The organism is Streptomyces sp. NBC_01352 (assembly GCF_036237295.1).
Lineage (GTDB): Bacteria > Actinomycetota > Actinomycetes > Streptomycetales > Streptomycetaceae > Streptomyces > Streptomyces plumbiresistens.
The window spans coordinates 10,174,826-10,195,407 of sequence record NZ_CP108354.1; the positions used below are offsets into that span (position 1 = coordinate 10,174,826).

22 protein-coding genes and 1 pseudogene are annotated in these 20,582 nt (G+C 68.6%); 16 read left to right on the top strand and 7 right to left on the bottom strand.

The annotated features are described in order from the left end of the window. Window positions 1-123: 123 nt before the first annotated feature. From OG252_RS46685 to OG252_RS46705, 5 genes are all read right to left on the bottom strand, one after another. Window positions 124-822: a type 1 glutamine amidotransferase domain-containing protein gene (locus OG252_RS46685; protein WP_329344090.1), complete on the bottom strand. Its 699-nt coding sequence runs from the start codon at window positions 820-822 to the stop codon at window positions 124-126. 23 nt (window positions 823-845) lie between these two features. Beyond that, entirely contained in the window at window positions 846-1,238 is a 393-nt protein-coding gene (locus OG252_RS46690; protein ID WP_266445541.1) for a nuclear transport factor 2 family protein, read from the bottom strand. Between the two features lie 54 nt (window positions 1,239-1,292). Further along, window positions 1,293-1,892 carry a flavodoxin family protein gene (locus OG252_RS46695; protein WP_329344092.1) on the bottom strand — a complete coding sequence of 200 codons (600 nt, stop codon included), beginning with the start codon at window positions 1,890-1,892 and terminating at the stop codon, window positions 1,293-1,295. A gap of 98 nt (window positions 1,893-1,990) precedes the next feature. Then, window positions 1,991-2,902, bottom strand: coding sequence for an alpha/beta hydrolase (locus tag OG252_RS46700; protein ID WP_329344094.1), 912 nt, complete (start codon window positions 2,900-2,902; stop codon window positions 1,991-1,993). 189 nt (window positions 2,903-3,091) lie between these two features. Then, window positions 3,092-3,334 (bottom strand): hypothetical protein, encoded by a 243-nt coding sequence (locus OG252_RS46705; RefSeq protein ID WP_329344096.1) that lies wholly within the window; start codon window positions 3,332-3,334, stop codon window positions 3,092-3,094. A 63-nt stretch (window positions 3,335-3,397) separates the two neighbouring features. Here OG252_RS46705 and OG252_RS46710 point away from each other — a divergent pair. Then, window positions 3,398-3,805, top strand: a pseudogene (locus OG252_RS46710) (carbohydrate ABC transporter permease); the annotation flags it as partial. Between the two features lie 167 nt (window positions 3,806-3,972). Here the strand turns inward: OG252_RS46710 and OG252_RS46715 are convergent. After that, a complete protein-coding gene (locus OG252_RS46715) occupies window positions 3,973-4,563 on the bottom strand; it encodes a TetR/AcrR family transcriptional regulator (RefSeq protein WP_266445551.1) in 591 nt (196 codons plus the stop codon). Window positions 4,564-4,853: 290 nt separating this feature from the next. Here OG252_RS46715 and OG252_RS46720 point away from each other — a divergent pair, with 290 nt between their 5' ends. From OG252_RS46720 to OG252_RS46735, 4 genes are all read left to right on the top strand, one after another. Continuing rightward, window positions 4,854-5,603, top strand: coding sequence for an SDR family NAD(P)-dependent oxidoreductase (locus tag OG252_RS46720; protein ID WP_329344101.1), 750 nt, complete (start codon window positions 4,854-4,856; stop codon window positions 5,601-5,603). A gap of 85 nt (window positions 5,604-5,688) precedes the next feature. Further along, complete coding sequence (locus tag OG252_RS46725; RefSeq protein ID WP_329344103.1) at window positions 5,689-5,859, top strand: hypothetical protein; 171 nt, start codon at window positions 5,689-5,691, stop codon at window positions 5,857-5,859. A 61-nt stretch (window positions 5,860-5,920) separates the two neighbouring features. Then, window positions 5,921-6,853 (top strand): quinone oxidoreductase family protein, encoded by a 933-nt coding sequence (locus tag OG252_RS46730; protein ID WP_266448905.1) that lies wholly within the window; start codon window positions 5,921-5,923, stop codon window positions 6,851-6,853. A 247-nt stretch (window positions 6,854-7,100) separates the two neighbouring features. After that, complete coding sequence (locus OG252_RS46735; protein ID WP_266445557.1) at window positions 7,101-7,679, top strand: TetR/AcrR family transcriptional regulator; 579 nt, start codon at window positions 7,101-7,103, stop codon at window positions 7,677-7,679. Between the two features lie 32 nt (window positions 7,680-7,711). On the opposite strand, the gene OG252_RS46740 is transcribed toward OG252_RS46735, so the two are convergent. Beyond that, window positions 7,712-9,412 (bottom strand): FAD-dependent monooxygenase, encoded by a 1,701-nt coding sequence (locus OG252_RS46740; protein WP_329344105.1) that lies wholly within the window; start codon window positions 9,410-9,412, stop codon window positions 7,712-7,714. A 174-nt stretch (window positions 9,413-9,586) separates the two neighbouring features. On the opposite strand from OG252_RS46740, the gene OG252_RS46745 reads away from it, so the two are divergent. The 11 genes from OG252_RS46745 to OG252_RS46795 all read left to right on the top strand — a co-directional run bounded on the left by OG252_RS46745 (window position 9,587) and on the right by OG252_RS46795 (window position 20,559). Further along, complete coding sequence (locus tag OG252_RS46745) at window positions 9,587-10,015, top strand: nuclear transport factor 2 family protein (RefSeq protein WP_329344107.1); 429 nt, start codon at window positions 9,587-9,589, stop codon at window positions 10,013-10,015. Window positions 10,016-10,034: 19 nt separating this feature from the next. Further along, window positions 10,035-10,676, top strand: a complete 642-nt coding sequence (locus OG252_RS46750; RefSeq protein ID WP_329344108.1) for a VOC family protein — start codon at window positions 10,035-10,037, stop codon at window positions 10,674-10,676. After that, a complete protein-coding gene (locus OG252_RS46755) occupies window positions 10,673-11,512 on the top strand; it encodes a fumarylacetoacetate hydrolase family protein (RefSeq protein WP_329344110.1) in 840 nt (279 codons plus the stop codon). Before OG252_RS46750 ends, OG252_RS46755 begins: the two co-directional genes overlap by 4 nt. Before the next feature lie 109 nt (window positions 11,513-11,621). Then, on the top strand, window positions 11,622-12,365 hold the full coding sequence (locus OG252_RS46760; protein ID WP_329344112.1) for a methyltransferase domain-containing protein: 744 nt from the start codon (window positions 11,622-11,624) through the stop codon (window positions 12,363-12,365). 120 nt (window positions 12,366-12,485) lie between these two features. Then, window positions 12,486-13,478, top strand: a complete 993-nt coding sequence (locus OG252_RS46765) for a hypothetical protein (protein WP_329344114.1) — start codon at window positions 12,486-12,488, stop codon at window positions 13,476-13,478. After that, a complete protein-coding gene (locus tag OG252_RS46770; RefSeq protein ID WP_329344116.1) occupies window positions 13,475-14,575 on the top strand; it encodes an alcohol dehydrogenase catalytic domain-containing protein in 1,101 nt (366 codons plus the stop codon). The genes OG252_RS46765 and OG252_RS46770 overlap by 4 nt, the downstream gene beginning before the upstream one ends. Before the next feature lie 67 nt (window positions 14,576-14,642). Then, the gene (locus OG252_RS46775) at window positions 14,643-15,527 is read left to right on the top strand and encodes an SDR family oxidoreductase (protein WP_266445579.1); all 885 of its coding nucleotides are present in this window, start codon (window positions 14,643-14,645) and stop codon (window positions 15,525-15,527) included. Window positions 15,528-15,581: 54 nt separating this feature from the next. Next, window positions 15,582-16,379 carry a GntR family transcriptional regulator gene (locus tag OG252_RS46780; RefSeq protein ID WP_329344119.1) on the top strand — a complete coding sequence of 266 codons (798 nt, stop codon included), beginning with the start codon at window positions 15,582-15,584 and terminating at the stop codon, window positions 16,377-16,379. Between the two features lie 364 nt (window positions 16,380-16,743). Next, window positions 16,744-17,388: a (2Fe-2S)-binding protein gene (locus OG252_RS46785; RefSeq protein ID WP_329344121.1), complete on the top strand. Its 645-nt coding sequence runs from the start codon at window positions 16,744-16,746 to the stop codon at window positions 17,386-17,388. A gap of 4 nt (window positions 17,389-17,392) precedes the next feature. Beyond that, window positions 17,393-18,373: an FAD binding domain-containing protein gene (locus tag OG252_RS46790; RefSeq protein ID WP_329344123.1), complete on the top strand. Its 981-nt coding sequence runs from the start codon at window positions 17,393-17,395 to the stop codon at window positions 18,371-18,373. Beyond that, a complete protein-coding gene (locus OG252_RS46795) occupies window positions 18,370-20,559 on the top strand; it encodes a xanthine dehydrogenase family protein molybdopterin-binding subunit (protein WP_329344125.1) in 2,190 nt (729 codons plus the stop codon). Before OG252_RS46790 ends, OG252_RS46795 begins: the two co-directional genes overlap by 4 nt. Window positions 20,560-20,582: the final 23 nt, after the last annotated feature.

A 20,582-nucleotide genomic window follows, 5' to 3' on the forward strand; every position in this document is an offset into this window, starting at 1 on the left:
CCGGCTTGGCTCAGGTACGAAGATTCTATCGGCTTCAACCCGCATCACAGCAGGCGGAAGCGGAAGACGACTCGGCGGCCCGGAGTGAGTACCGGGCCGCCGAAAGATCACACAGCCTTGGCGTCAGCCCAGTGCCTTGACCAGCTCCTGGGCGAGCGGGACCGCCGAGCCCGGGTTCTGGCCGGTGTACAGGGTGCGGTCGGTCTCGACGTGCGGGGCGAACGGCTCGGTCTCGCGGTAGTCCGCGCCGAGTTCGCCCACGAGACGGTCCTGCAGCAGCCACTTCGCACGGTCCGCGAGGCCGTTCAGCTTCTCCTCGGCGTTGGAGAGGCCGGTCAGACGGTAGCCGGCGAACGGGGACGTCCCATCGGGACCGATGGTGGCGAGCAGCGCCGCGGGGCCGTGGCACACCAGCGACACCGGCTTGCCCGAAGCGAGCCACTCGGTGAGCAGCCTGCCGGACTCGGCGTTGTCGGGCAGGTCCTCCATCGGGCCCCAGCCGCCGGGGTAGAAGACGGCCACGTAGTCGTCGATGTCCACGTCCTCGATGCGCATCGGGTGCGCCAGCTCGGTCGCCTCGCGCAGGGCGCTCTGCATGCGCTGCGCGCCCTCCTCGCCGCCGTTGAACTCCGCGGTGAGGCTGAGCGCGTCCGCTGTGGGCGGTACACCGCCGGGTGTCGCCGCCGCGATCTCGAATCCGGCGTCCTTGAAGACCTGGTACGGGCCGATGGCTTCCTCGGCCCAGAAGCCGGCCGGCTGCCGGGTTCCGTCTGCCAGCGTCCAGTGGTCGGACGCGGTGATCACGAAGAGGATCTTCGCCATGGGGGGTCTCCTGGTCGGGGGTCTCAGCCCTTGAGGGCTTCTTGGAGGACGTGGCTGTCGGCGGCCTGCCGCATGCTGACGGCCTTGCCGTCACGGACGGTCCACAGGTGGATGAACCGGACGTCGGCCTTGACACCGGTCTTGGTCTCGGCGTGGTAGTGCCCGAACACGAAGACGTGGCCTGCGTCGTCCGCGTAGAACTCCTCGGGCCCCGCACCGAAGGACACGATGTTCGGCATCGGTGTGCCGAAGAAGTCCTTCGCCACGCTGTCCCAGCCGTGGTAGACGCCGCTGTTCGGAAAGCCCGGAGTGATGTCCCAGACGAAGTCCGGGGCCATGACCTCCTTGGTGACCTCGGGCGCCATTCGGGATTCGTAGACCCGGCGGATGAGGGCGAGGTCGGGGGAGTCGGACACGGTGTGCTCCTTGCGGGGACGGGGGAATGGAATACGGAAAGGAAGGCCTTGTGATCAGGCGGGGAGGGCGGCCCGCCCGGCTCGGAAGATCGCGGCCTGGCGCGTGACACGCGCACCCAGATGCTCCGCGGTGGTGAGGTCCGACTTGTGGACCGCTTCCGGACCGGCATCGGTCGGGCTCTGCGCGCCGGCACCCATGAAGAAGCCCAGCCGGTTGATGTCGTCCTCGCTGCCCGTGGTGGAATCCCAGCCAGGAAGCAGACCCAGACTGATCCAGTGCATGCCGTGTTGGGCTGCCAAGGTGGCGAAATAGCCCAGGGTGGATGACTTGTCGCCGCTCTTGGCACCGGAGTTGGTGAAGCCCGCGGCGAGCTTGTCCAGCCAGACATGGGAGAACCAGCGCCTGCTGCTGGCCTCGGCGAACGCGTGGAAGGCCGCGGAGGCGGTACCCATGTACGTGGCGGCACCGAAGATGATCGCGTCGGCGGTGTCCAGTTGCGCCCACTGCTCGTCGGTGATGGTGTCGACGGAAATCAAGACCACCTCGGCGCCGGCTCCCGCTGCGCCACGCGCCACGGCTTCGGCGACGACGGCAGTGTGGCCGTAGCCCGAATGGAAGGCAATGGCGATTGTGGGGTGGCCGGAATGGGACATGGTGATCGAGCTCCTCGAATGTATTCGTTCAGTTCGTGACCCAGCTTTGCACCGGAGCAGTGCCCGGCTCGGTGGTCCTGGTCCCAGGTCCCGGCGGTCTAAAGGACAGCGAAGAACTCCACCATCTTGGTGATCGCTTGATCCATGTACTCGGGCACGTCGTACAACGCGATATGAGTCGCACCTTCGACGACGAACAACTCCTTCGGCCCTTTGGAAAGCTCGTAGGCCTGGTCGCTGAACACCTTTGTGTCCGCCTTGCTCCCTGCGATGAGGAGCATCGGTTGGGTCAGCAATTCTGGAATTTGGTCGAACGTCGAGAAGGCGAACATCTTGTCCATGCTGGTCAGCAGGAAGCGGCCCTTGGAGTTGGGATGTTGACCTCGGGGCGTCCTGTAGTAGTCGTATCCTTCACGGAGGAGATCCGGTGTGGTTTCGTCGATCTCCTCCAGCGTTTCCGGGACAAACGGGGCGTAGAGAGGTGCTTCTCCTCTCGCTTCCGCCGTGCGCTGGTTGGCAACCATTTCCAGCGTTCCGATCTGCTCGGCCACCGGAGACGTATGCCCCAGAAAGCCTCTGGAACCCTCGCCCATGGGAGCTGCGCTGACGGTGGCTACTGCCTTGAAGCGACGTTCGGTCTGTGCCGCGCTGATCGCATAGCCGCCCCCGGCGCAAATACCAAAAACTCCCATTCGTTCGGAGTCGACGAACGGAAGAGTGGTAAGGAAGTCGGCTGCGCAGCGTGCGTCTTCCACTCTGATCGTCGGGTCTTCCAGGAGGCGAGGTTCGCCGCCGCTCTCTCCCTGGTATGAGGAGTCATATACCACGGTAACAAAGCCATGCGCGGCGAGCCTCTTGGCATAGGCTCCAATGGTCTGTTCCTTTACTCCTCCAGCCGGATGAACGCCGACGAGAGCCGGATATTTCTCGTCTTCCCGGAAGCTGTCCGGCAGGTGAAGGTGTCCCGAAATCTCTACTGCCTTGTTCCTGAAGGAAACCGTTTTGACCATGGTTCCTGCCCTTTTCTCGGCCTTGGCCCGCCACCGGGCGGTCCTTCCGCAATGATTCGCCGCAGCCGAGATGGTGTCTACTCATGGTGAGGGGGAAGAAACTTTCCCCTGGATGTCAATTTCGGGGTAAGTGATTCGCCCCTGAAGGCGAGGCGCAGGCCTCCCGTAGAGAATTGCCGAGGGCCTCGATCAGGGGCGAGGGGTCTCGTCACCCATCTGTCGGTCCGGCACTGGCAGGTCGGCGGCCGAGGTGCGCAGCCCGGCGAGAACCAGATCGAGGTACCGCAGGTGGAGCGCGGCGGCACGTTCACCGGCGACGGGGATCCGTGCGCTGAGGTTTTCGAGCAGCAAAAGGATGTCGGCCGAGGTGAAGTCGGCACGTGGTAACCCCTGCCCGGTGCGCGCCTCCCACCAGCTCGTCGTGGACGGCACGCAGTCGGGCTGCGGCGGCCAGGATGTCGTCCGTGGCCGACCACCGGCCGCCGACCAAGGGGGCTCCCCTCGGCGGCGTTCGCGATCCCGCTCACGGTGATCATCCTGGTCAACTTCCTGCGTGACATCCCGGACGAGTTGTACGAGTCCATGCGCGCGGACGGCGCCGGTCACTGGCGGATGCTCTGGACTCTGGCCGTGCCGCTGTCGCGCCCTGCCCTGATCACGGTCACGGTCACGATCTACGACGCCCTGAACGTCTGGAACGGCTTCCTCTTCCCGCTGATCCTCACCCAGAGCCCCGACATGCGGGTCCTGCCGTTGTTCGTGTGGAGCTTCCAGGGCGAGGTCACGATCAACATCCCGGCGATCCTGGCCGCGGTCGTCCTCTCCACGCTGCCGATCCTCGCCCTCTACATCCTCGGCCGCCGCCAGCTCATCAGCGGACTCACCGCGGGCTTCGGCAAGTGAGGGGTTTCGCTTGGCGGTGCGCCTTGCCCGGCTGGGTCCCGCTCGCACGGGCGATCGTCGACGGGCCTCGTGCACACCTTCGAGCGTCGGCCGGCACCTCCTAGAGAGGGAGCGACCGGTCGGCGCCCCGCGTCGCTCACACGAACTCGGCCGACTTGAGGTGATCACTAGCGCGGTGCGTCGGCGCGCTGCAGGGTGGTGAGCCACTGAGCGACGACCGCGTCGATGAAGGCGTCGGTGACCTCGCCGCGATCCAGGAACAGCCGGGCGAGGACAGGTCCGTACAGCAGGGCGAACTCGTCGTCGCTGGGGCGGATGCCGGAAGGTTCCAGCAGCTTGTTCAGGTCCGCATGGCGGTCCTCGCTGATGCGGACGAGTGCCCGGGCGCTGTCGGGGTCGTGGTCGGCCTGGGCGGCGATGGCCAGTACCGAGCTGCGTACGGCCGGGATGCTGACGCCCGCACGCATGCTCTTCAGCCAGGCGGTGGCAACGGCACGCACGTCGGTGCCGGGCTGGGGGTAGGTGCCGGGGTCGGGGCCTTCGAGGACGAGGTCGAAGAGGAGTGCGGCTCGGGTGGGCCAGTGCCGGTAGAGGGTCTGGCGGGTGACATCCGCCCGCTCGGCCAGCAGGGCATAGGTCAGCTCGGCGGGTCCGACCTGTAGCAGCAGTTCGCGCGCGGTGGCCAGCACGTGGTTGCGGGTGCGCTGCACGCGCGGATTGCTCAGGGCCGGCTGGCGGCGGTGGGCGGGCTGCTTCATGTCGCCACCCTACCGGCACATCATACGGTGAGTGTGATTGACGCCACAGCCAGAATCATGTGAAAGGTGAATGGTCATGTCATCTCGGAAGTGGCCAAGCACCACGCCTGAAAGCACACACCGGCGGGCCGCGCAGCGAACAGCGGCGTAGCCCCTCGGCCCATGCCCCGATCGCCCGCCGCGGCTCATCTGCCCCTCCGGTTCGCCGTATCAGGCACGGGACAGGTTAGGGCGCCTTTATGAGCATCAAACATTTGGCAGTTAGCAATCTACTGAATTACCATGTCGTCATGACCAGGCCCCTTGCTCTGATAACAGGTGCTTCCTCGGGCATCGGCGCCGCCTACGCGCGTCTCCTCGCAGCAGACTCGGACTTCGTCCTGGTGGCCCGCCGTGCCGACCGACTGCAGGATCTGGCGGAGCAACTGCGTAAGGCCGGTGCCGCGGTGGAGGTTCTTCTGGCCGACCTCGCCACCCGCGAGGGCATCGCCAAGGTGGGGGACCGCCTGGGTTTCGGGGACGTCCGCGTCCTGATCAGCAGCGACGTCGATCCGGCCAGGATCGACGACCTGCTCACCCTCGACGCCGAGGCGCACGTCCAACTCGTCCGCGCCGCACTGCCCGGCATGCTCGCCGCCGACGAGGGCACGATCGTCACGGTCGCCTCGCTGCTCGCCTTCGGTGCCGGACAGACCGGCCCGCGTCCGCCCCGCCGCACCCTGTGCACCGCGGCCAAAGCCGCCACCGTGGCCTTCACCCGCACTCTGGGTCACGAACTCGCCGACACCGGGATCCGCACCCAGGTGGTCTGCCCCGGCCCGGTGGCCACCGAATTCCACCAGGGCCTCGCGCGAACCGTCCCGGGCGCCATGACCGCAGAGGATGTCGCGCGAGCCGGCCTCGCCGGGCTCCGCCTGGGCGAGACGATCTGCGTCCCGGGCCTGGAGGACCAGTCCGCGGCACTCGACGCGCTGCTCGGCGCCGAGAGCGCCGTACTGTCCGGCGGCCGCCGTTCGGACCTCGCCTCCCGCTACCGGTAGCCGCTGCCGCAGCGAGCCGACGTTCTGTGGGCGTCAGAGCCAACCCACGAAGGTGTCAGAGCCAACCAACGAAACGGAGATCGACGTGAGCAGGTTCAACGCGCAGGAAGTCGCTTGCCTGAGCGAACACCTCCTTGGGCGGCTCGCCACGACGGGTACGTCCGGCAAACCGCACGTGGTGCCCATCCGTCGCCTCAAGGTCAACGCGCAGCCGGCATTGGTGGGCGAGGTGCTGGGGTCGGGTGCCCCTGCATGACAGTCCGCCGTTTGCAATGAGCCCCTCCGGAACTGAGATCGGTGACATGAGCGAAGTAGTAGTGGCGAGCGCGTACGGGAATCCCGAGGTGCTGTCGGTGATCGACGTCGCCGTCCCGGAACCCGGGCCGGGCCAGGTGCGCATCGCGGTCCGTGCCGCCGGAGTGAACCCCTTCGACCACAAGATGTACAACGGCACCTTCGGGACCGACCCGGCGAAACTGCCGATGCGGCTCGGCGCCGAGGCGGCGGGTGTCGTGACCGCGGTGGGCGCCCACGCGACCGGCCCCGCAGGTCCGGTCGCGGTCGGCGACGAGGTGATCGCCTATCGTGCGCCCGGCGCGTACGCCGCCGAACTCGTCGTCCCGGCCTCGTCGGTGGTGCCGAAGCCCGCCGCGCTGTCCTGGGAGCAGGCCGGCGGCCTGATGGTCGTCGGCGTCACCGCCGCACACGTTCTCGAGGCGATCGGCCTGCGCAAGGACGAGTCGGTGCTGATCCATGGTGCCGCCGGAGGAGTCGGCCTGATGGCCGTGCAACTGGCGGTGGCGAGCGGCGCCACGGTCGTGGGAACGGCGAGCCCCGGAAAGCACGACCTGCTGCGCGAGCTGGGAGCGGTGCCGATCGCGTACGGGCCCGGGCTGGCCGACCGGGTACGTGCGGCGGCGCCGGAGGGCGTCCACGCGGCGGCCGACCTGGTGGGCACCGACGAGGCGGTGGACGTCTCCGTGGAACTCGTGGCGGACCGTTCCCGCATCGCCACCATCGCGGGGTTCGCGCGCGGGGCCCAGGCCGGTATCAAGCTCCTCGGCGGCGGGCCCGGCGCGGATCCGGGCACGGATATCCGCGCCGCCGCCCGCCTGCGGCTCACCGAGGCCGCGGAGGCGGGGCGGCTGAACGTTCTGATCGCCGGCAGCTACCCGCTTCACGAAGCCGCTGCCGCCCATCGCCAGGTCATGACCGGTCGCACCAGCGGCAAAATCGTCCTGGTGCCCTGAGTCGACCGGACCGTGCTTTCGGCCGACGACCTCACGGCCGCCGAAGCTCCGCCCAGTAGACCGAGGCGACTGTGTCCCCCTGCCACAGGCAGGGGGACACAGTCATGTCTACGCGAGCGGTGCCGGTGCGCTGCTCGCGTAGAGCGTGCCGTCGGTCTCTCGGCAAGACCGTTCATTGCCGTCAGGCCGGTTCAGCTCGCTGTCTACACTCAGTTGAGACGAGCTGAACACATCAGAGGAGCCTGGGATGCCGCGGAACCGCCAACAGATCCCCCGTGAAGAGCGGACAGGTGATCTGCTGGCCGCGGCCACCGAGCTTTTTCTCGCCAAGGGGTACGACAAGACCACGATGGCGGACATCAGTGCCGCCGCCGGTGTGGCCAGAGGCAACGTGTACTGGTACTTCGACTCGAAGGACGACATCTTCGCCGCGGTGATGGACCGGATGCTCAGCCGCGAAATCCGTACCCTCGGTGCGGAGCAGGCGGGCGCCGACCCGCTGAGCCGGTTGGTGCGGGGGCTGTCCGACATGCGCTATTCCCGGCCGCTGCACCAGGCCATGCACGACCGGCTTCCGCATTCGGAGGCGGTTCGGGCCGCCCACAACACCTTCCTGGGCTGGATCGTCGGACTGGTCGACGAGGTCATGGCCGAGCACGGCCTCGACGGCGACCCCGACATCGATGCCGCGCTCCTCCGCGATACCGTGGTCGCCGTGTTCGAAGGCGCGAACGTGCCCAACGACCGGAACAGACCGGCCCACGAGATGATCCGCCTCCTGATGGAGTCCGTCCTGGCGGGGCGTTCACCGATCAAGAGGGCGTGACCGCTGATCGCGGCGGGTCGGAGTCGGGGCGGTCAGAGTTGGCGAGTGGCGACTCTCGCCGGCACCCCCCGCGCCACCATGACCGAACCCGCGGCCGGATTGTCGGCCTCCGCCCCGCGCAGCCGGTCGAGCACCGCGACGGGGTCGGCCGGAGCCTGCTTGCCCCGCCACCCGACATGCCCGTCGGGGCGAACCAGTACCAGCGGCCTCTCGTAGAGCCTCGCCGCGGCCGGATCGGCGAGGCGCAGCACCGTCAACGGCACGCCACGACGGTGCGCGGCCTCCACCAGCGCGGACGGGTCCGCCGACCCCGAGACCACGAGCACGAACCCGCGGCCGAAGTGGTCGAGCACCGAGCTGCCGTCGGGCAGCCAGACGTGCGGTGCGCGGCAACCGGGCCAGGTCGACGGGACGTAGTCGTCCGGCTCGTCGGGCGGCTCCGGAGTGCCGTCCGGCACGCAGATCGGGGAGCGGCTGTAGCGGTATCCGAGCTGGATGCCCGTGCAGCGGAACTCCTTTCCCCTCGACTGGCGGATCGTCTCGCCCATCTCACCGCGGGCCCGGTCGCCCTCCGCGTCCGCGCGGCCGAGTGCGGCGTCGGGTGCGAGCCGGGAGTCGGACCGCCAGTTGTTCGACGCCTCCGTGACGTTGCGGACGGCGATCGGACGCCGCTCGGACTCGTAGCTGTCGAGCAGTGCGGGGTCCGCCCAGCCCTGAAGGACCGCGGCGAGCTTCCAGCCGAGGTCGACGGCGTCGCCGATCCCGGTGTTGGCACCGAAGCCTCCCTTGGGCCACAGCAGATGCGCCGAGTCACCCGCGAGGAACACCCGCCCCGCGCGGTAGCTGCGAGCCACGACGCAGTGCCCGCTCCAGGGCTGGGCGGCGAGTATCTCCACGTCGATGGGCGCGCCGACGGCTTCCTGCACCCAGGCGACCGCGTCCCCTGGCTCCGGCTCCTGCTCCAGGTAGACCGAGAGCCGCCACTCGTCCACGCCGTTGACCACCGTGATGTACGGCCTGCGCGGCGACGACAGCGTGTGGATCTGCACCGCCGGGCCGCCCAAGCGCTCCCGGAGCAACTCCGACAGTTGCGGCGCGCGGAAGTGCACCGCGAAATTCTGGCCCTGCGCGAACATGCCCTCGAACTCGACGCCCAGCGCCCGCCGGACGCCGCTGCGGCCCCCGTCACAGGCCACGAGGTACGCGCCGGCCAGTGTCTCGGAGGCGCCGCTCTCCAGGTCACGCACCACGGCGAGGACACCGTCGGAGTCCTGCTCGAACGTCTCGAGGCGCGTGGCGAACCTGATCTCCACCGAGGGCAGGCCGCGCGCCGTCCGTTCGAGCAATGGCAGGAACGAGAACTTGGACAGGAACGCGGGGCCCTCCGGCGTCAGCGGGCCGTACGCGCCGGGAGACCGGTTTGTGACCCCGTAATCGAATTCCGCGAGTACGTGTCCCGTCACTGACGTGGCGAACACCGTGCGGTGCGGATAGTCCGTGGGCGGTGCGGACTCCGCGCGCGCCTCCTCAGCACAGCCCCAGCGCCGAAGGTGCTCCATGGTGCGGGAGAAGATCGCCTCGCCCGCCGGGAAGGGCACGCGGCCGTCGCCTTGGTCGATCACCGTCACCGGCACGCCGCGCCACCCCAGTTCGATCGCGAGCGAGAGACCCACGGGCCCCGCCCCGACAACCAGGACACGCCGAGATACGGCTCTTTCGTTGCGGTCAGACACAGGGGACCTGCCTTCCTGAGCACGGCTTGGATCAAATTGCGACCCAATCTCTTGAACCCGGGTCAGAGTCGCACGCTCGGGTCGTTCTGTGGAAGAGCCCAAGGAGCAAGCATCTATCGACAAGTTCGCCCCAGTGCTACGCTTGACCCGGGTTCAAGAGATAGGAGCAACGTCGTGGTCTCTCCGGCCGATCGAAGCGATGCTGTGGGCCACTGTCGTGCCCTGGTCGTCAGCTACCACCGCGACATCGACAGCGGCCGGGCCACCACCGCGATCGGCGCGTTCGCCGACGACGCCGAGTTCGAGGCACACGGCAAGGTCTTTCGAGGGCGGGACGAGATACTCGGGTTCCTCAAGGCGCGAGAGGCCAACACCGGACGGCAGACCGTCCATGTGCTGGCCAACGAGGTCGTCACCGGTCAGGACGACGCAAGTGACGACAAGCGGGTCGAGATGCAGATGATGGTTCTGCTGCACGTCCGGCAGCCCGACGGCGCCTATGTCCTGGACCGCGTCCTCAACACCGTTCACCGGTTCCGCTACTCCCGCGGACAGTGGCGGATCACGCAACGTACCTCGCGGCCGTTGCACCCCACCGTCTGACGGGCAAGGAGGCCCCACGATGACGACAACCCCCCAGAGCTCGGCCCCCGCGGCCACCGAGACCCAAGCCGTCGCGCTGCAGATAGCCGAAGTCGTGCTCAAGACCGGCCGCTACGACGACATGGCCGCCTTCTACACACACGTACTGGGACACGGCCCGTTCTACGAGCGGACCCCTGACCCCGACGCCCCGCCCCGTCCCGCGGGGATGCCCGAACGAGCGGTCGATGTCCGACTCGGCTTCTTCCGTGTGCATGACGGCCCGCACACTCAGGTCCTCGCACTGTTCGGCATCGACAGCCTGATCGGGACCGACGCCTCCGGGCCGGGTCTGCATCACTTCCAGTTCGGTGTCGGCTCGCTGGGCGAACTGGTCACCCAGTCCGAGCACATGGCGTCCATGGGCGCCCGCCCGCACCGTGCCGCCAACCACGGCCAGGCCACCAGCTTCTATTACCGCGATCCGGACAGGAACATCGTCGAGTTCTCCTGCGCCAACTTCGCCACCATCGAGGAAGAGGTGGCCTTCATGTCCGGGCCCGTCTTCGCGGCGAACCCCTCCGGCCTGGAGCTCAACCCCGAACGCTTCGTCGCCCGCTACCGTGCCGGTGACCCCGAGGACGAACTGCTGCGCCTCGACAACCAAGCGGTGGCCCTGTGACCAGGCTCGTCAGTACGGCCAAGGGAATCGGCAGGCTGGAGGACGACGGCGAAACCGTCGCCTTCCTCGACCTCGACGCGACGGATCTCGGTGCCGCCCTGCAGGCCGGCCTCGACATCGCGGCCATCGCCACGGCCGCGGTCCGCGACCGAGTACCCACGGCCCAGGCCCAGTTCGTCGCCCCCGTCCCCAGGCCCTCCAAGATCTGGGCGGTGGGTTACGCCTACGCCGGTCACCGCACCGAGGTGGGGTACACCGGCACGGCGGAGGATCCGGTCATCTTCCTGAAGGCTCCGTCCTCGGTGATCGGCACGGGAGAGCAGATCCGCTTCCCGAAGGCGGCCCCGGACGAGGTCGACTACGAAGGCGAACTCGCGGTCGTCATCGGCAGAAGTGCCACCGAGGTGTCGGAGGCGGACGCGTACTCGTTCGTCGCCGGCTTCACGATCTGCAACGACGTCAGCGCGCGCGACGTCCAGAAGGGACGCGTGCCCGGCCGGGCCGCCAACGTCACCTCGGCCAAGAGCTTCGACACCTTCACTCCCATTGGCCCCGCCCTGGCCACGCTCGACGAGTTCGCCGATCCTGATGACCTGCACCTGCGCACCTGGGTCACCGGCGAACTCCGCCAGGACGCGCGTACCTCCCAGCTCATCCACCCGGTATCCGCGCTGGTCTCCTACCTGTCACGGCAGACGACTCTCGAACCCGGCGACGTGATCGCCACCGGAACCCCGGCCGGGGTCGGGCACAAACAAGGCCTGTTCCTGCGGTCCGGGGACGAGGTCCGCATCGAGATCGAGGGCATCGGCACCCTCGTGAACACCTGCGCCTGACGCGCAGAGGCGTCCTGAGGACGCCGGAGCCGTGGCGCCTTCGAAGTCGGGAAAAGTCAATTCTGGCGGCCATCGCATATGCGAGGGCCCAGTCGTAGGAGGCAATCAGGTGAGCAGCGACCCCAAGAGCGATTTCGGCGGCGGAAACCCGTGGGACCACGTCCAGCCGTGGGACGAGGAGATGTTCGGGAAGGAAGTCCACGACAGCACTCTGCAACACAAATGGGGGACCGCCGTGTCGATCGCCGGCGGGCTGCCCTACATCTGGAGGGAGCTGGCCCGGCCGATCTCCGAAATCGTCTATGGCCTCCTCGAACTGCGCGCCGGCGACAGGGTCCTGCTCATCGGCGAGGGCGTCGCCCCCGCGGGGTGGCTGGAAGACATGCGGGAGATCGTGGGACCGGACGGCGTGGTGGATGAGGTGGAGATCATCCACGACGGGCGGAAGGCGGTCCTGGGCCGGCTCCCCGGACGGAACGGCCAGACCGGCTGCTGGCGCTGGGACTACGCCGACTCGAAGGCCGACGAGCAGTACGACTGCGTCGCGGTGCTCCAGGCGACCCAGCACTGCGACGACTGGGAGGAGACGGCCAGGAACCTGCTGCGCGTGATGAAGCCGGGCCGGCGCATCGTGCTGGCCGAGTCGGTCCTGAAGGGACCGACGTTCACCGCGCGCATCAACTCCGACGTCCATCTCCGGCAATGGTTCGACAAGCTGTTTCAGCAGGTTCCGGTGGAAGACATTCCCTACTGGTCCGGCGAGGAGGTCCGCGACGCGTTCGGGGACACCGTCGACAGTCCGCAGCTGATGGAATGGCGCGGAATCGAGATGTTCTGGGGACGAAAGAAGTAACAGCGCCGGCAGTACCGAAACCGTTCCGAAAAGAACCCGATCCTGCCGAGTTCCGGGCAGCGGGATCGGCTGACAACCTGAGCCGCATTAAGCGACGCCACCCCGAATGAGGAGGTTGCCGTGAGTGTCAACGAGGACCTCATGGTCATGGCATCGGACCAGCCGCTGCAGAGCGTCGTCCGCGACGAGCACCTGCTGCTGGCGCCGCCGCATCCGTCCAAGGTGCCCATGAAGCTGTGGGACGAGCACCCGCCCCTGACCGTGGTGCATTACCCGCAGGAGTATCAGGAAGAGGCGTACGCCCCGCCGCGCGGGGTGTACGAGAACGACGAGATCCGCGTCGAGTGGCAGAAGCTGGACGGCCGGCAGCCGTTCTACCACCGCAACTGCGACGTGGACGAGCTCTGCTACCAGATCGCCGGCGAACGCACCCTGATGACCGAACTCGGCGTGGTCGAGCACCGGGCCGGCGAGTTCTCCCGTATCCCCCGGGGCGTGGCCCACGACAACTACAGCCGCGCCGCGAGTCACCTGCTGTTCTACATTCCCGCGCCGGTCGCCGAGCTGGTACCGGCTCAGCGCGAGTCCCAGGCGGTGTTCCCGCCTTTTCCCGGCTGGCAGCCCGCCCCGGCCAACGAAGCGGTCAGCTGGAACCTGGGCACACCCGGTCGCGACATCACCATCTTCGGGGTCGACGAACAGCAGTTGCTCGACCATGTCCACAACGACGACCGCCGGCTGCAGGTACTGCGCCCCGACCGTTCCCAGGACACCACCTGGCTGTACGGTACCGACCGCGTCCGCATCGGCCTCGTCACCACGGTGCCCGGCGGTGAACGCCGTTACCGCCGCACCCTCGATGCCGACGAGATCCAGTACCAGGCCAACGGCCACCGCACCCTGATCACCCAGCACGGCATCGTCGACCTCAAGCCGGGCGACTTCGTGCGCATCCCGCTCGGGATCTCGTACGCCAGTGTCGCGACCGAGGCGGGTGACTATGTCAGCCTGCTCTCGCGCAGCGAGGTTCCGCAGGTCGCCAAGACCTCCCGTACCGCCGACCACTACTCGCCCGAACGGCTCGTGGCCCTCAACGCGGAGGTCCACTCATGACCACGATGCTCGCCCTGCGCGCCCATCGTGACGCCAGCACGCTTGTCCTGGAGGACATCCCCGTCCCCGAGCCCGGTCCGATGGATGTCGTCGTGCGGGTCGCCTCCGCAGGCCTGGCCCCGGGGATCATGCGTTTGCTCAAGATGGGCGCGTTCAAGCACCTGCCCACCACCCTCGGCTTCGAGGCCGCCGGCACCATCGCCGCCGTCGGCAGCGACGCCACCGGCGTCCGCGTCGGCGACCGGGTCAGGGCGCACACCTTCCTGAACTGCCGCACCTGCATCTACTGCCGTACCGACCGCGACATGATGTGCCCGCAGCAGTCCATGATGGGCTACGCCGCCTTCAACGACTCCGCGATGCCCCTCTACGACGAGTACCACAACGGCGTGCTCGCCGAATACGTACGCATCCCGTACTGGCTGGTCGACCCGCTGCCGGAATCCGTCGGCTTCGACGTCGCCGCCAAGGTTCTCACCATGGGCAACGCGGTACGCGCGTTCAAGTGGGCCGAGCTGCCGATGGGATCCACCGTCGTCGTCACCGCCGCGACGGGTGCCATGGGCAGCGCGACGGTCAAGCTGGCGAAGCACTTCGGTGTCGCCGAGCTCATCCTCGTCGGCCGCCACAGAGACCGGCTCAAGGCCGTCGCCGGGCTGTCCGGTGGCATCCCGACCAGCGTCGTCGCCCTGGACGAACTCCCCGACGACTGGGCGACCACCGGCGCGCTCGCCGGCCGGCTGCGTGAACTGGCACCCGGCGGAGCACACGCGGTCCTCGACTACGTCCCCGACGGGCCGGTCACCGGTCAGGCCATGGCCGGGGTCGCGACCGGCGGTGCACTGGTGCACATGGGAGGCAATATGACGCCGCTGCAGCAGTCACCGATGGCACTCATGATGAACATGTGGCGGTTCGTCGGGACCCGCGCCTGTACCCGCAACGACGCGCTGGAAGTCCTGCGCCTGCTGGAGACCGGCGCCCTCACCGCTGACGAGCTCATCACCCACAGGTTCCCGCTCAGCGACGTGATGGGAGCCGTAGACGCCGTCCAGCGCCGCGACGAACCCATGTGGATGCCCGTGATCAATCCCTGACCCTGGGCACGCGTCCGTCATCGTGTGCCGCGAAGCCATCGAGGATCCAGCGAGAGGAAACCGGAAAGTGTCCGAAACGGAAGCCGTACGCAGCGAAGAGCCGCCCCTGCTCGCGGTGATCGGGGCGGCCGGGCTCTGTGGCAGGTACGTGTTGGAGGCGGCGCGGCGGGCTCCGTTCCGGGTCCGTGCCGTGGTGCACGGGCCGGCGGGCCGTGCACGGGTGGCCGACCTGGGCGCCGACGAGATCGTCGAGGCCGATCTCGCGGAGCCCGACTCCGTCCGCCAGGCGGTGAAGAACGCCGACTTCGTGTTCATGATTCCTCCGGCGTTCCATCCGGAGGAGGACGTCTTCGCGATCAGGGCGCTGGAGGCGGCCGAGCATGCGGGCGCGCGCCGGTTCGTGTACCTGTCCGTCCTGCACCCGCACACCCCCGGTCTGCGCCATCATCTGCGCAAGGCGAACGCCGAGGCAGCGGTGCGGGGTTCGGACCTGGACTGGACGATTCTCCAGCCCTCGATGTTCGCCCAGATCGTCCTGTCGACGTGGGGAAGGGCTCCCGCCGGGCCGGTCGACGTGCCGTTCGACGTCCATCACCGGTTCTCCTTCATCGACCTGCGCGAACTCGCGGAAGTCGGCGTCAAGGTGCTGTCCGAGCAGGGCCACGACTCGGCGACCTACGAACTGGCGGGACCCACCACCACGCCGGCCGAGGCCCTGCGCATCGCGGGACGAGTACGAGGAGTGGAGCTCGAGGCGAGGACGGTCGACTGGGCAAAGGCGCCGCTTCCGCCAGGAGTGGCGGACGATCCGTCCCGGGGCCCCGACATGCGTGCCATGTGGCAGGACTACGACCGGCACGGCCTGCGCGGCAACAGCAACGTCCTGCGGATGCTGCTCGGCCGTGAGCCTGCGTCCTTCGAGGAAGCGGCCACCGCGTTCGACGTCCCCTGAGACCCCGCACCGTGCCCGCGATCACCCGCAAACCGTGGCGGCCCGCCGCTCCTGGTGGGCCTGCACGGCGGCGGTTACGACAGCCGCTACTTCGACGCGCCCGGCCATCCCGCCGACGAGGAGTCCGCTCGCAGGCAACCGTCGTTCGCCGAGGCGGCTGCCATCATCGCCGAAGCGATCGCCGATGCCTGGCAGCAGCTGGGCGACGGACGCCCCGGCGTCGTGCTGCTCGGCCATTCGATCGGCGGAGCGATCGCCGTGCACATGGCGGCTGCCCGGACACTCACGTGGCCGTTGCTCGGTCTGACCGTCTCCGGCGTGGGCGACGTCATCTCGCCCCGCGCGCCATTCGTCGACGCTTCGCTCTGGCGTGGCGGGCACAACATCGAACATCACCGGCTCGGCGACGCCTACGTCCGGGCCGTGCTCGTCTTCGCCGAGCGCTGCGGGTCAGAGGACATCGAGCACATGGGCGCGGTCCTGGCGCGGTTGCAGGAACTGGCGGGCAATGAAGAGCCCGACAAGTGGTACGCCGCGCACAAGGAGTTCCACGCCGTAGCGACCCGCGCGGTGGGACCGCACCTGCAACGCATGCTCGCGTCATTGGCCGAACAGAGCGAGCGCTACATCCGGCTGGCCCAGCTTGGAGTGCCCGGTTCATGGACCCGCGCGCACAAGGAGCATGAGGCACTGCTGGAGGCACTGCGGGCGGGCGACCCGGCCGAGGGGGCGAGCGTGATCGCCCGTCATCTCGCGCGCACGGCCCTGAGCGTGCTGGCGGACGTCGCCCCGGAGTACGAGCCCACGGCCACGCGGACCGCCCAGGGCATCGCGGGTGGTGGTCGGTCCTGACTCCGGCATGCTCGGTCGGCTGCGGTCCTCGTGGATGACGCATCGGCGGAGCCCTGGCAGTGGCATGTCGAATGACCGGGTGTCCTCCTGGACGGATTCCCGGCGGGGTGGCGAACTTAAATAAGCATGAGTATAAGGCTGCTTGATACATTAACGCTTGCTTGATAGTCATCAGGAGGTTAATGCTTGGCAGGTGTTCCGAACCTCACCCCGATCCCCGAGGGCTGCTTGGCCAGCGGTGCTGCCTGTGCCTCGCCCCTGAAGGACCTACCGGGGCGACGCGAGCGGCGCGCCTTCGTGGAGGCGGCAAGGGCATCGGCACACACCTGACAACCGCCCGCGTCACCGATGAGAGAGAGTGGACATGTCCACCGAACCTCCCTTCCATGCCGTGACTCCTCCCGCCGATTCCCCGGCACCGCCCACCCGGCGTACCTTCATCGCCACGACCACCGCTGTCGGAGGGGCCGTCGCGGTGGGTGGCCTGGTCGCGGGATCGTCCGTGCTCGCCGCCGAGGAAGCGGTGGCCGCCGAGGCGCCGCCCGGCAGTCATGTCTCCCTGACCGTCAACGGCGTCCGTCGCACTCTCACGGTCGACAACCGCACCTCGCTCCTCGACCTGCTGCGCGAGCATCTCGACCTGACCGGTTCGAAGAAGGGCTGCAATGCCGGGGCCTGCGGTGCCTGCACGGTCCTGGTCGACGGACGCCGGGTCAATTCCTGTCTGACGCTGGCGGTGCGCCTGGAGGGCGCCGAGGTCACCACGATCGAGGGCCTGGCGAAGGGCGACCGGCTCCATCCGTTGCAACAGGCGTTCATCGACCAGGACGCCTTCCAGTGCGGGTTCTGCACGCCGGGGCAGATCGTGTCCGGTGTCGGGTGCATCCAGGAGGGTCACACCGGTTCGCCGGAGGAGATCCGGGAGTGGATGAGCGGCAACCTGTGCCGCTGCGGCTGCTATGTGAAGATCGAGCGCGCGGTCGAGCAGGCCGTCGGCCGGAAGGGCTGATCCCATGTATCCCTTCACCTACACCAAGGCCGCGGACACGCGTGAGGCCCTCGACGCCGGTCGGCGCGGCGGGCGTTACATCGCCGGCGGCACCACGCTCGTCGACCTCATGCGGGAGACCGTCGAACACCCCGACACGCTCGTCGACATCAGCGCGCTGCCGCTGAGCGAGGTCACCGTCACCGAGCGCGGGGGCCTGCGCATCGGCGCCCTGGTACGGATGTCCGAGGCCGCCGCCCACCCCAAGGTGCGCACCCTCTACCCGGTCATCTCGCAGGCGCTGGAGCTGAGCGCGTCCGCCCAGCTGCGCAACATGGCCACCATCGGCGGCAACATCATGCAGCGCACCCGGTGCACGTACTTCCGGGACGTGAGCGCCGACTGCAACAAGCGCGACCCCGGCTCGGGCTGCGCGGCGCGGGAGGGCTTCAACCGCACCCACGCGATCCTCGGTACCTCCGACGACTGCGTGGCCACCCACCCCTCCGACGTGGCCGTGGCCTTCGCCGCGCTGGAGGCGACCGTGCACCTGCTGGGCCCGGACGGGGAACGCCGGGTCGCCTTCGCGGACTTCCTGCTGCCGCCGGGCAGCACCCCGAACCGCGAACAGGCCCTCCGGCAGGGCGAGTTGATCACGGCGGTCGAGATCCCGGCACTTCCGCGCCCTCTGAAGTCCGGCTACCTGAAGGTGCGTGACCGGCAGTCGTACGAGTTCGCGCTGACCTCGGCGGCAGTCGCGCTGCACGTGCGCGGTGGCGTGATCCAGGAGGCGAAGGTGGCCGCCGGGGGAGTGGGCACGGTGCCGTGGAAGCTGCCCGCCGTCGAGTTGCATCTCGTGGGTGAGCGTCCCTCGGCGGCGTTGTGGGCGGCCGCCGCGCAGCAAGCGGCCGTCGGGGCCCGCCCCCTTGCGCACAACCGCTTCAAGGTCGAACTCCTCAAACGCACCGTCGAACGCCAGCTGAGCACCGTAGGAGGCATTAAATGAGCCCGCAGCCGCAGGCCGCCGTCGGTGCGGCGGAGCCCCGGGTCGACGCACGGCTGAGGGTGACCGGCAAAGCGAAGTACGCCGCCGACAACAGCCCCGACGGGGTCGTGCACGCGGTTCTCGTCGAGAGCAGTGTCGGCCGGGGCCGTGTCACCGGCATCGACGCCCGCGCCGCCGAAGCCGAAACCGGCGTCCTGAAGGTGCTCAGTCACCTCAACGCGCCCAAGCTGCCGCCCGTCCAAGGGGGATTCCCGCCGGGCCGGCGGCTGCGTGCCTTCCAGGACGACCGGGTCCGGTTCTTCGGTCAGCCCGTCGCGGTCGTGGTGGCGACCACGCTGGAGAGCGCACAGCACGCCGCGAGTCTGGTGCGGGTCTCCTGCGATGCCGAGTCCGTCTCGACCGACATCAGCGGCACGGAACCCGCCGACGACCCGGAGACCTATGCGCGCGGCGACGCCGACGCAGCCCTGGAATCCGCCCCGGTCCGGCTGGACCTTACGTACCGGATGGCCCGCAACCACCACAACCCGATAGAGCCGCACGCCACCGTCGCACGCTGGGACGGTGACCGGCTGACCGTCTGGGAGAAGACCCAGAACGTGGTAGGCGCCGTGCGCACCCTGGCCGGTGAGTTCGGCATCCCGCCGGGCAACGTCCGCGTCATCTCGCCGTTCGTCGGCGGGGCTTTCGGCAGCGCCGCCCGTACCTACGTGCACGCCGTCACCGCGGCCCTGGCCGCCCGCGAAGTGAAACGCCCCGTGAAACTCGTCCTCACGCGCAGGCAGTTGTACTTCGGCGTGGGATTCCGGCCCGCCTACGAGTACGAACTGAGCCTCGGCGGCAACCGGCAGGGCCGCCTGACCGCGTCGGCGCACGACATCCGCACCGAGAGTTCCCGCTACGAACGGCACACCGAACACATCCTGGAACCCGGCCGGATGCTCTACAGCACGCCCAACGTGCGTCAGGCGTACCGTCACGTCCCGCTGGACGTGAGCACGCCGTGGTTCATGCGCGGCCCCGGCTACGCCAGCGGTGCCTTCCCCGTCGAGTCGGCGATGGACGAACTCGCCCACGAACTGGGCCTGGACCCGATCGAGTTGCGGCTGCGCAACGAACCTGCCGCCGACGAGTCCACCCATCTGCCGTTCTCCACCCGCCGCCTGCGTGACTGCTACCGCGTGGGCGCCCGCGAGTTCGGCTGGCACCGGCGCAACCCCAAGCCTCGCTCGACGCGTGACGGCGACTGGCTCATCGGTATGGGTATGGCCGCCGGTGTCTACGACACCCAGCGCAGCGCGGCCCAGGCGTCGGTACGGCTTGACGCCGACGGCACCGCCCTGGTGCAGTCCGCGACCAGCGACATGGGACCCGGCACGGCCACGTCCATGACCCAAGTAGCCGCCGACGCCCTTGGCCTGACCATGCGTCAGGTGGCCTTCCGGCTCGGCGACTCCCTCATGCCCCCGGCCCCCGTCCACGCCGGCTCACAGACCATGGCCAGTGTCGGATCAGCTGTCCAGGACGGCTGCGACAAGCTGCGCAAGCAGGCCATCACCCTTGCGGTCAACGACGAGGACTCACCGCTGCACGGAGCCGACGCCGCAGACATCGTCGTACGAGGCGGTCGGCTGTCTGTGAAGGACGAGCCCACCCGCGGGGAGACGTACCGGCGGCTGCTGGCCCGCAACAACCGCACCCACCTCGAAGCGATGGGCTCGTACGCGGGGGCGTCGGAATCGGAGAAGTTCTCCTTCCACGCCTACGCCGCGACCTTCGCCGAAGTCGCCGTCGACGCCCGCCTCGGCCTGGTACGGGTGCGGCGCATGGTCGGCGTGTACGACGCCGCCCGCATCATCAACCCCAGGCTCGCCGACAGCCAGGCCATCGGGGCCATGGTCGGCGGTATCGGTCATGCCCTCCTCGAGCACACGGTCACCGACCACCGCGACGGCCGGATCGTCAACGCCAACCTCGCCGACTACCTCGTGCCGACCCACGCCGACATGCCCGACATGAAAGCCATCTACATCGAGGGGGAGGACTACGAAGCCGACCCGATCGGCGTCAAGGGACTCGGCGAGATCGTCATCGTCGGAGTGGCACCCGCCATCGCCAACGCGGTCTTCAACGCCACCGGCCGCCGCATCCGCGAGCTGCCCATCACCGCCGAAGCACTGCTCTGAGCCCTTGGGCGGCCGGTGCACTC

Coding starts and splice junctions, on each gene's coding strand:
- OG252_RS46790 (WP_329344123.1), top strand. CDS start 17,393: ATGTATCCCTTCACCTACACCAAGGCCGCGGACACGCGTGAGGCCCTC.
- OG252_RS46720 (WP_329344101.1), top strand. CDS start 4,854: ATGACCAGGCCCCTTGCTCTGATAACAGGTGCTTCCTCGGGCATCGGC.
- OG252_RS46685 (WP_329344090.1), bottom strand. CDS start 822: ATGGCGAAGATCCTCTTCGTGATCACCGCGTCCGACCACTGGACGCTG.
- OG252_RS46750 (WP_329344108.1), top strand. CDS start 10,035: ATGACGACAACCCCCCAGAGCTCGGCCCCCGCGGCCACCGAGACCCAA.
- OG252_RS46695 (WP_329344092.1), bottom strand. CDS start 1,892: ATGTCCCATTCCGGCCACCCCACAATCGCCATTGCCTTCCATTCGGGC.
- OG252_RS46795 (WP_329344125.1), top strand. CDS start 18,370: ATGAGCCCGCAGCCGCAGGCCGCCGTCGGTGCGGCGGAGCCCCGGGTC.
- OG252_RS46770 (WP_329344116.1), top strand. CDS start 13,475: ATGACCACGATGCTCGCCCTGCGCGCCCATCGTGACGCCAGCACGCTT.
- OG252_RS46715 (WP_266445551.1), bottom strand. CDS start 4,563: ATGAAGCAGCCCGCCCACCGCCGCCAGCCGGCCCTGAGCAATCCGCGC.
- OG252_RS46700 (WP_329344094.1), bottom strand. CDS start 2,902: ATGGTCAAAACGGTTTCCTTCAGGAACAAGGCAGTAGAGATTTCGGGA.
- OG252_RS46785 (WP_329344121.1), top strand. CDS start 16,744: ATGTCCACCGAACCTCCCTTCCATGCCGTGACTCCTCCCGCCGATTCC.
- OG252_RS46735 (WP_266445557.1), top strand. CDS start 7,101: ATGCCGCGGAACCGCCAACAGATCCCCCGTGAAGAGCGGACAGGTGAT.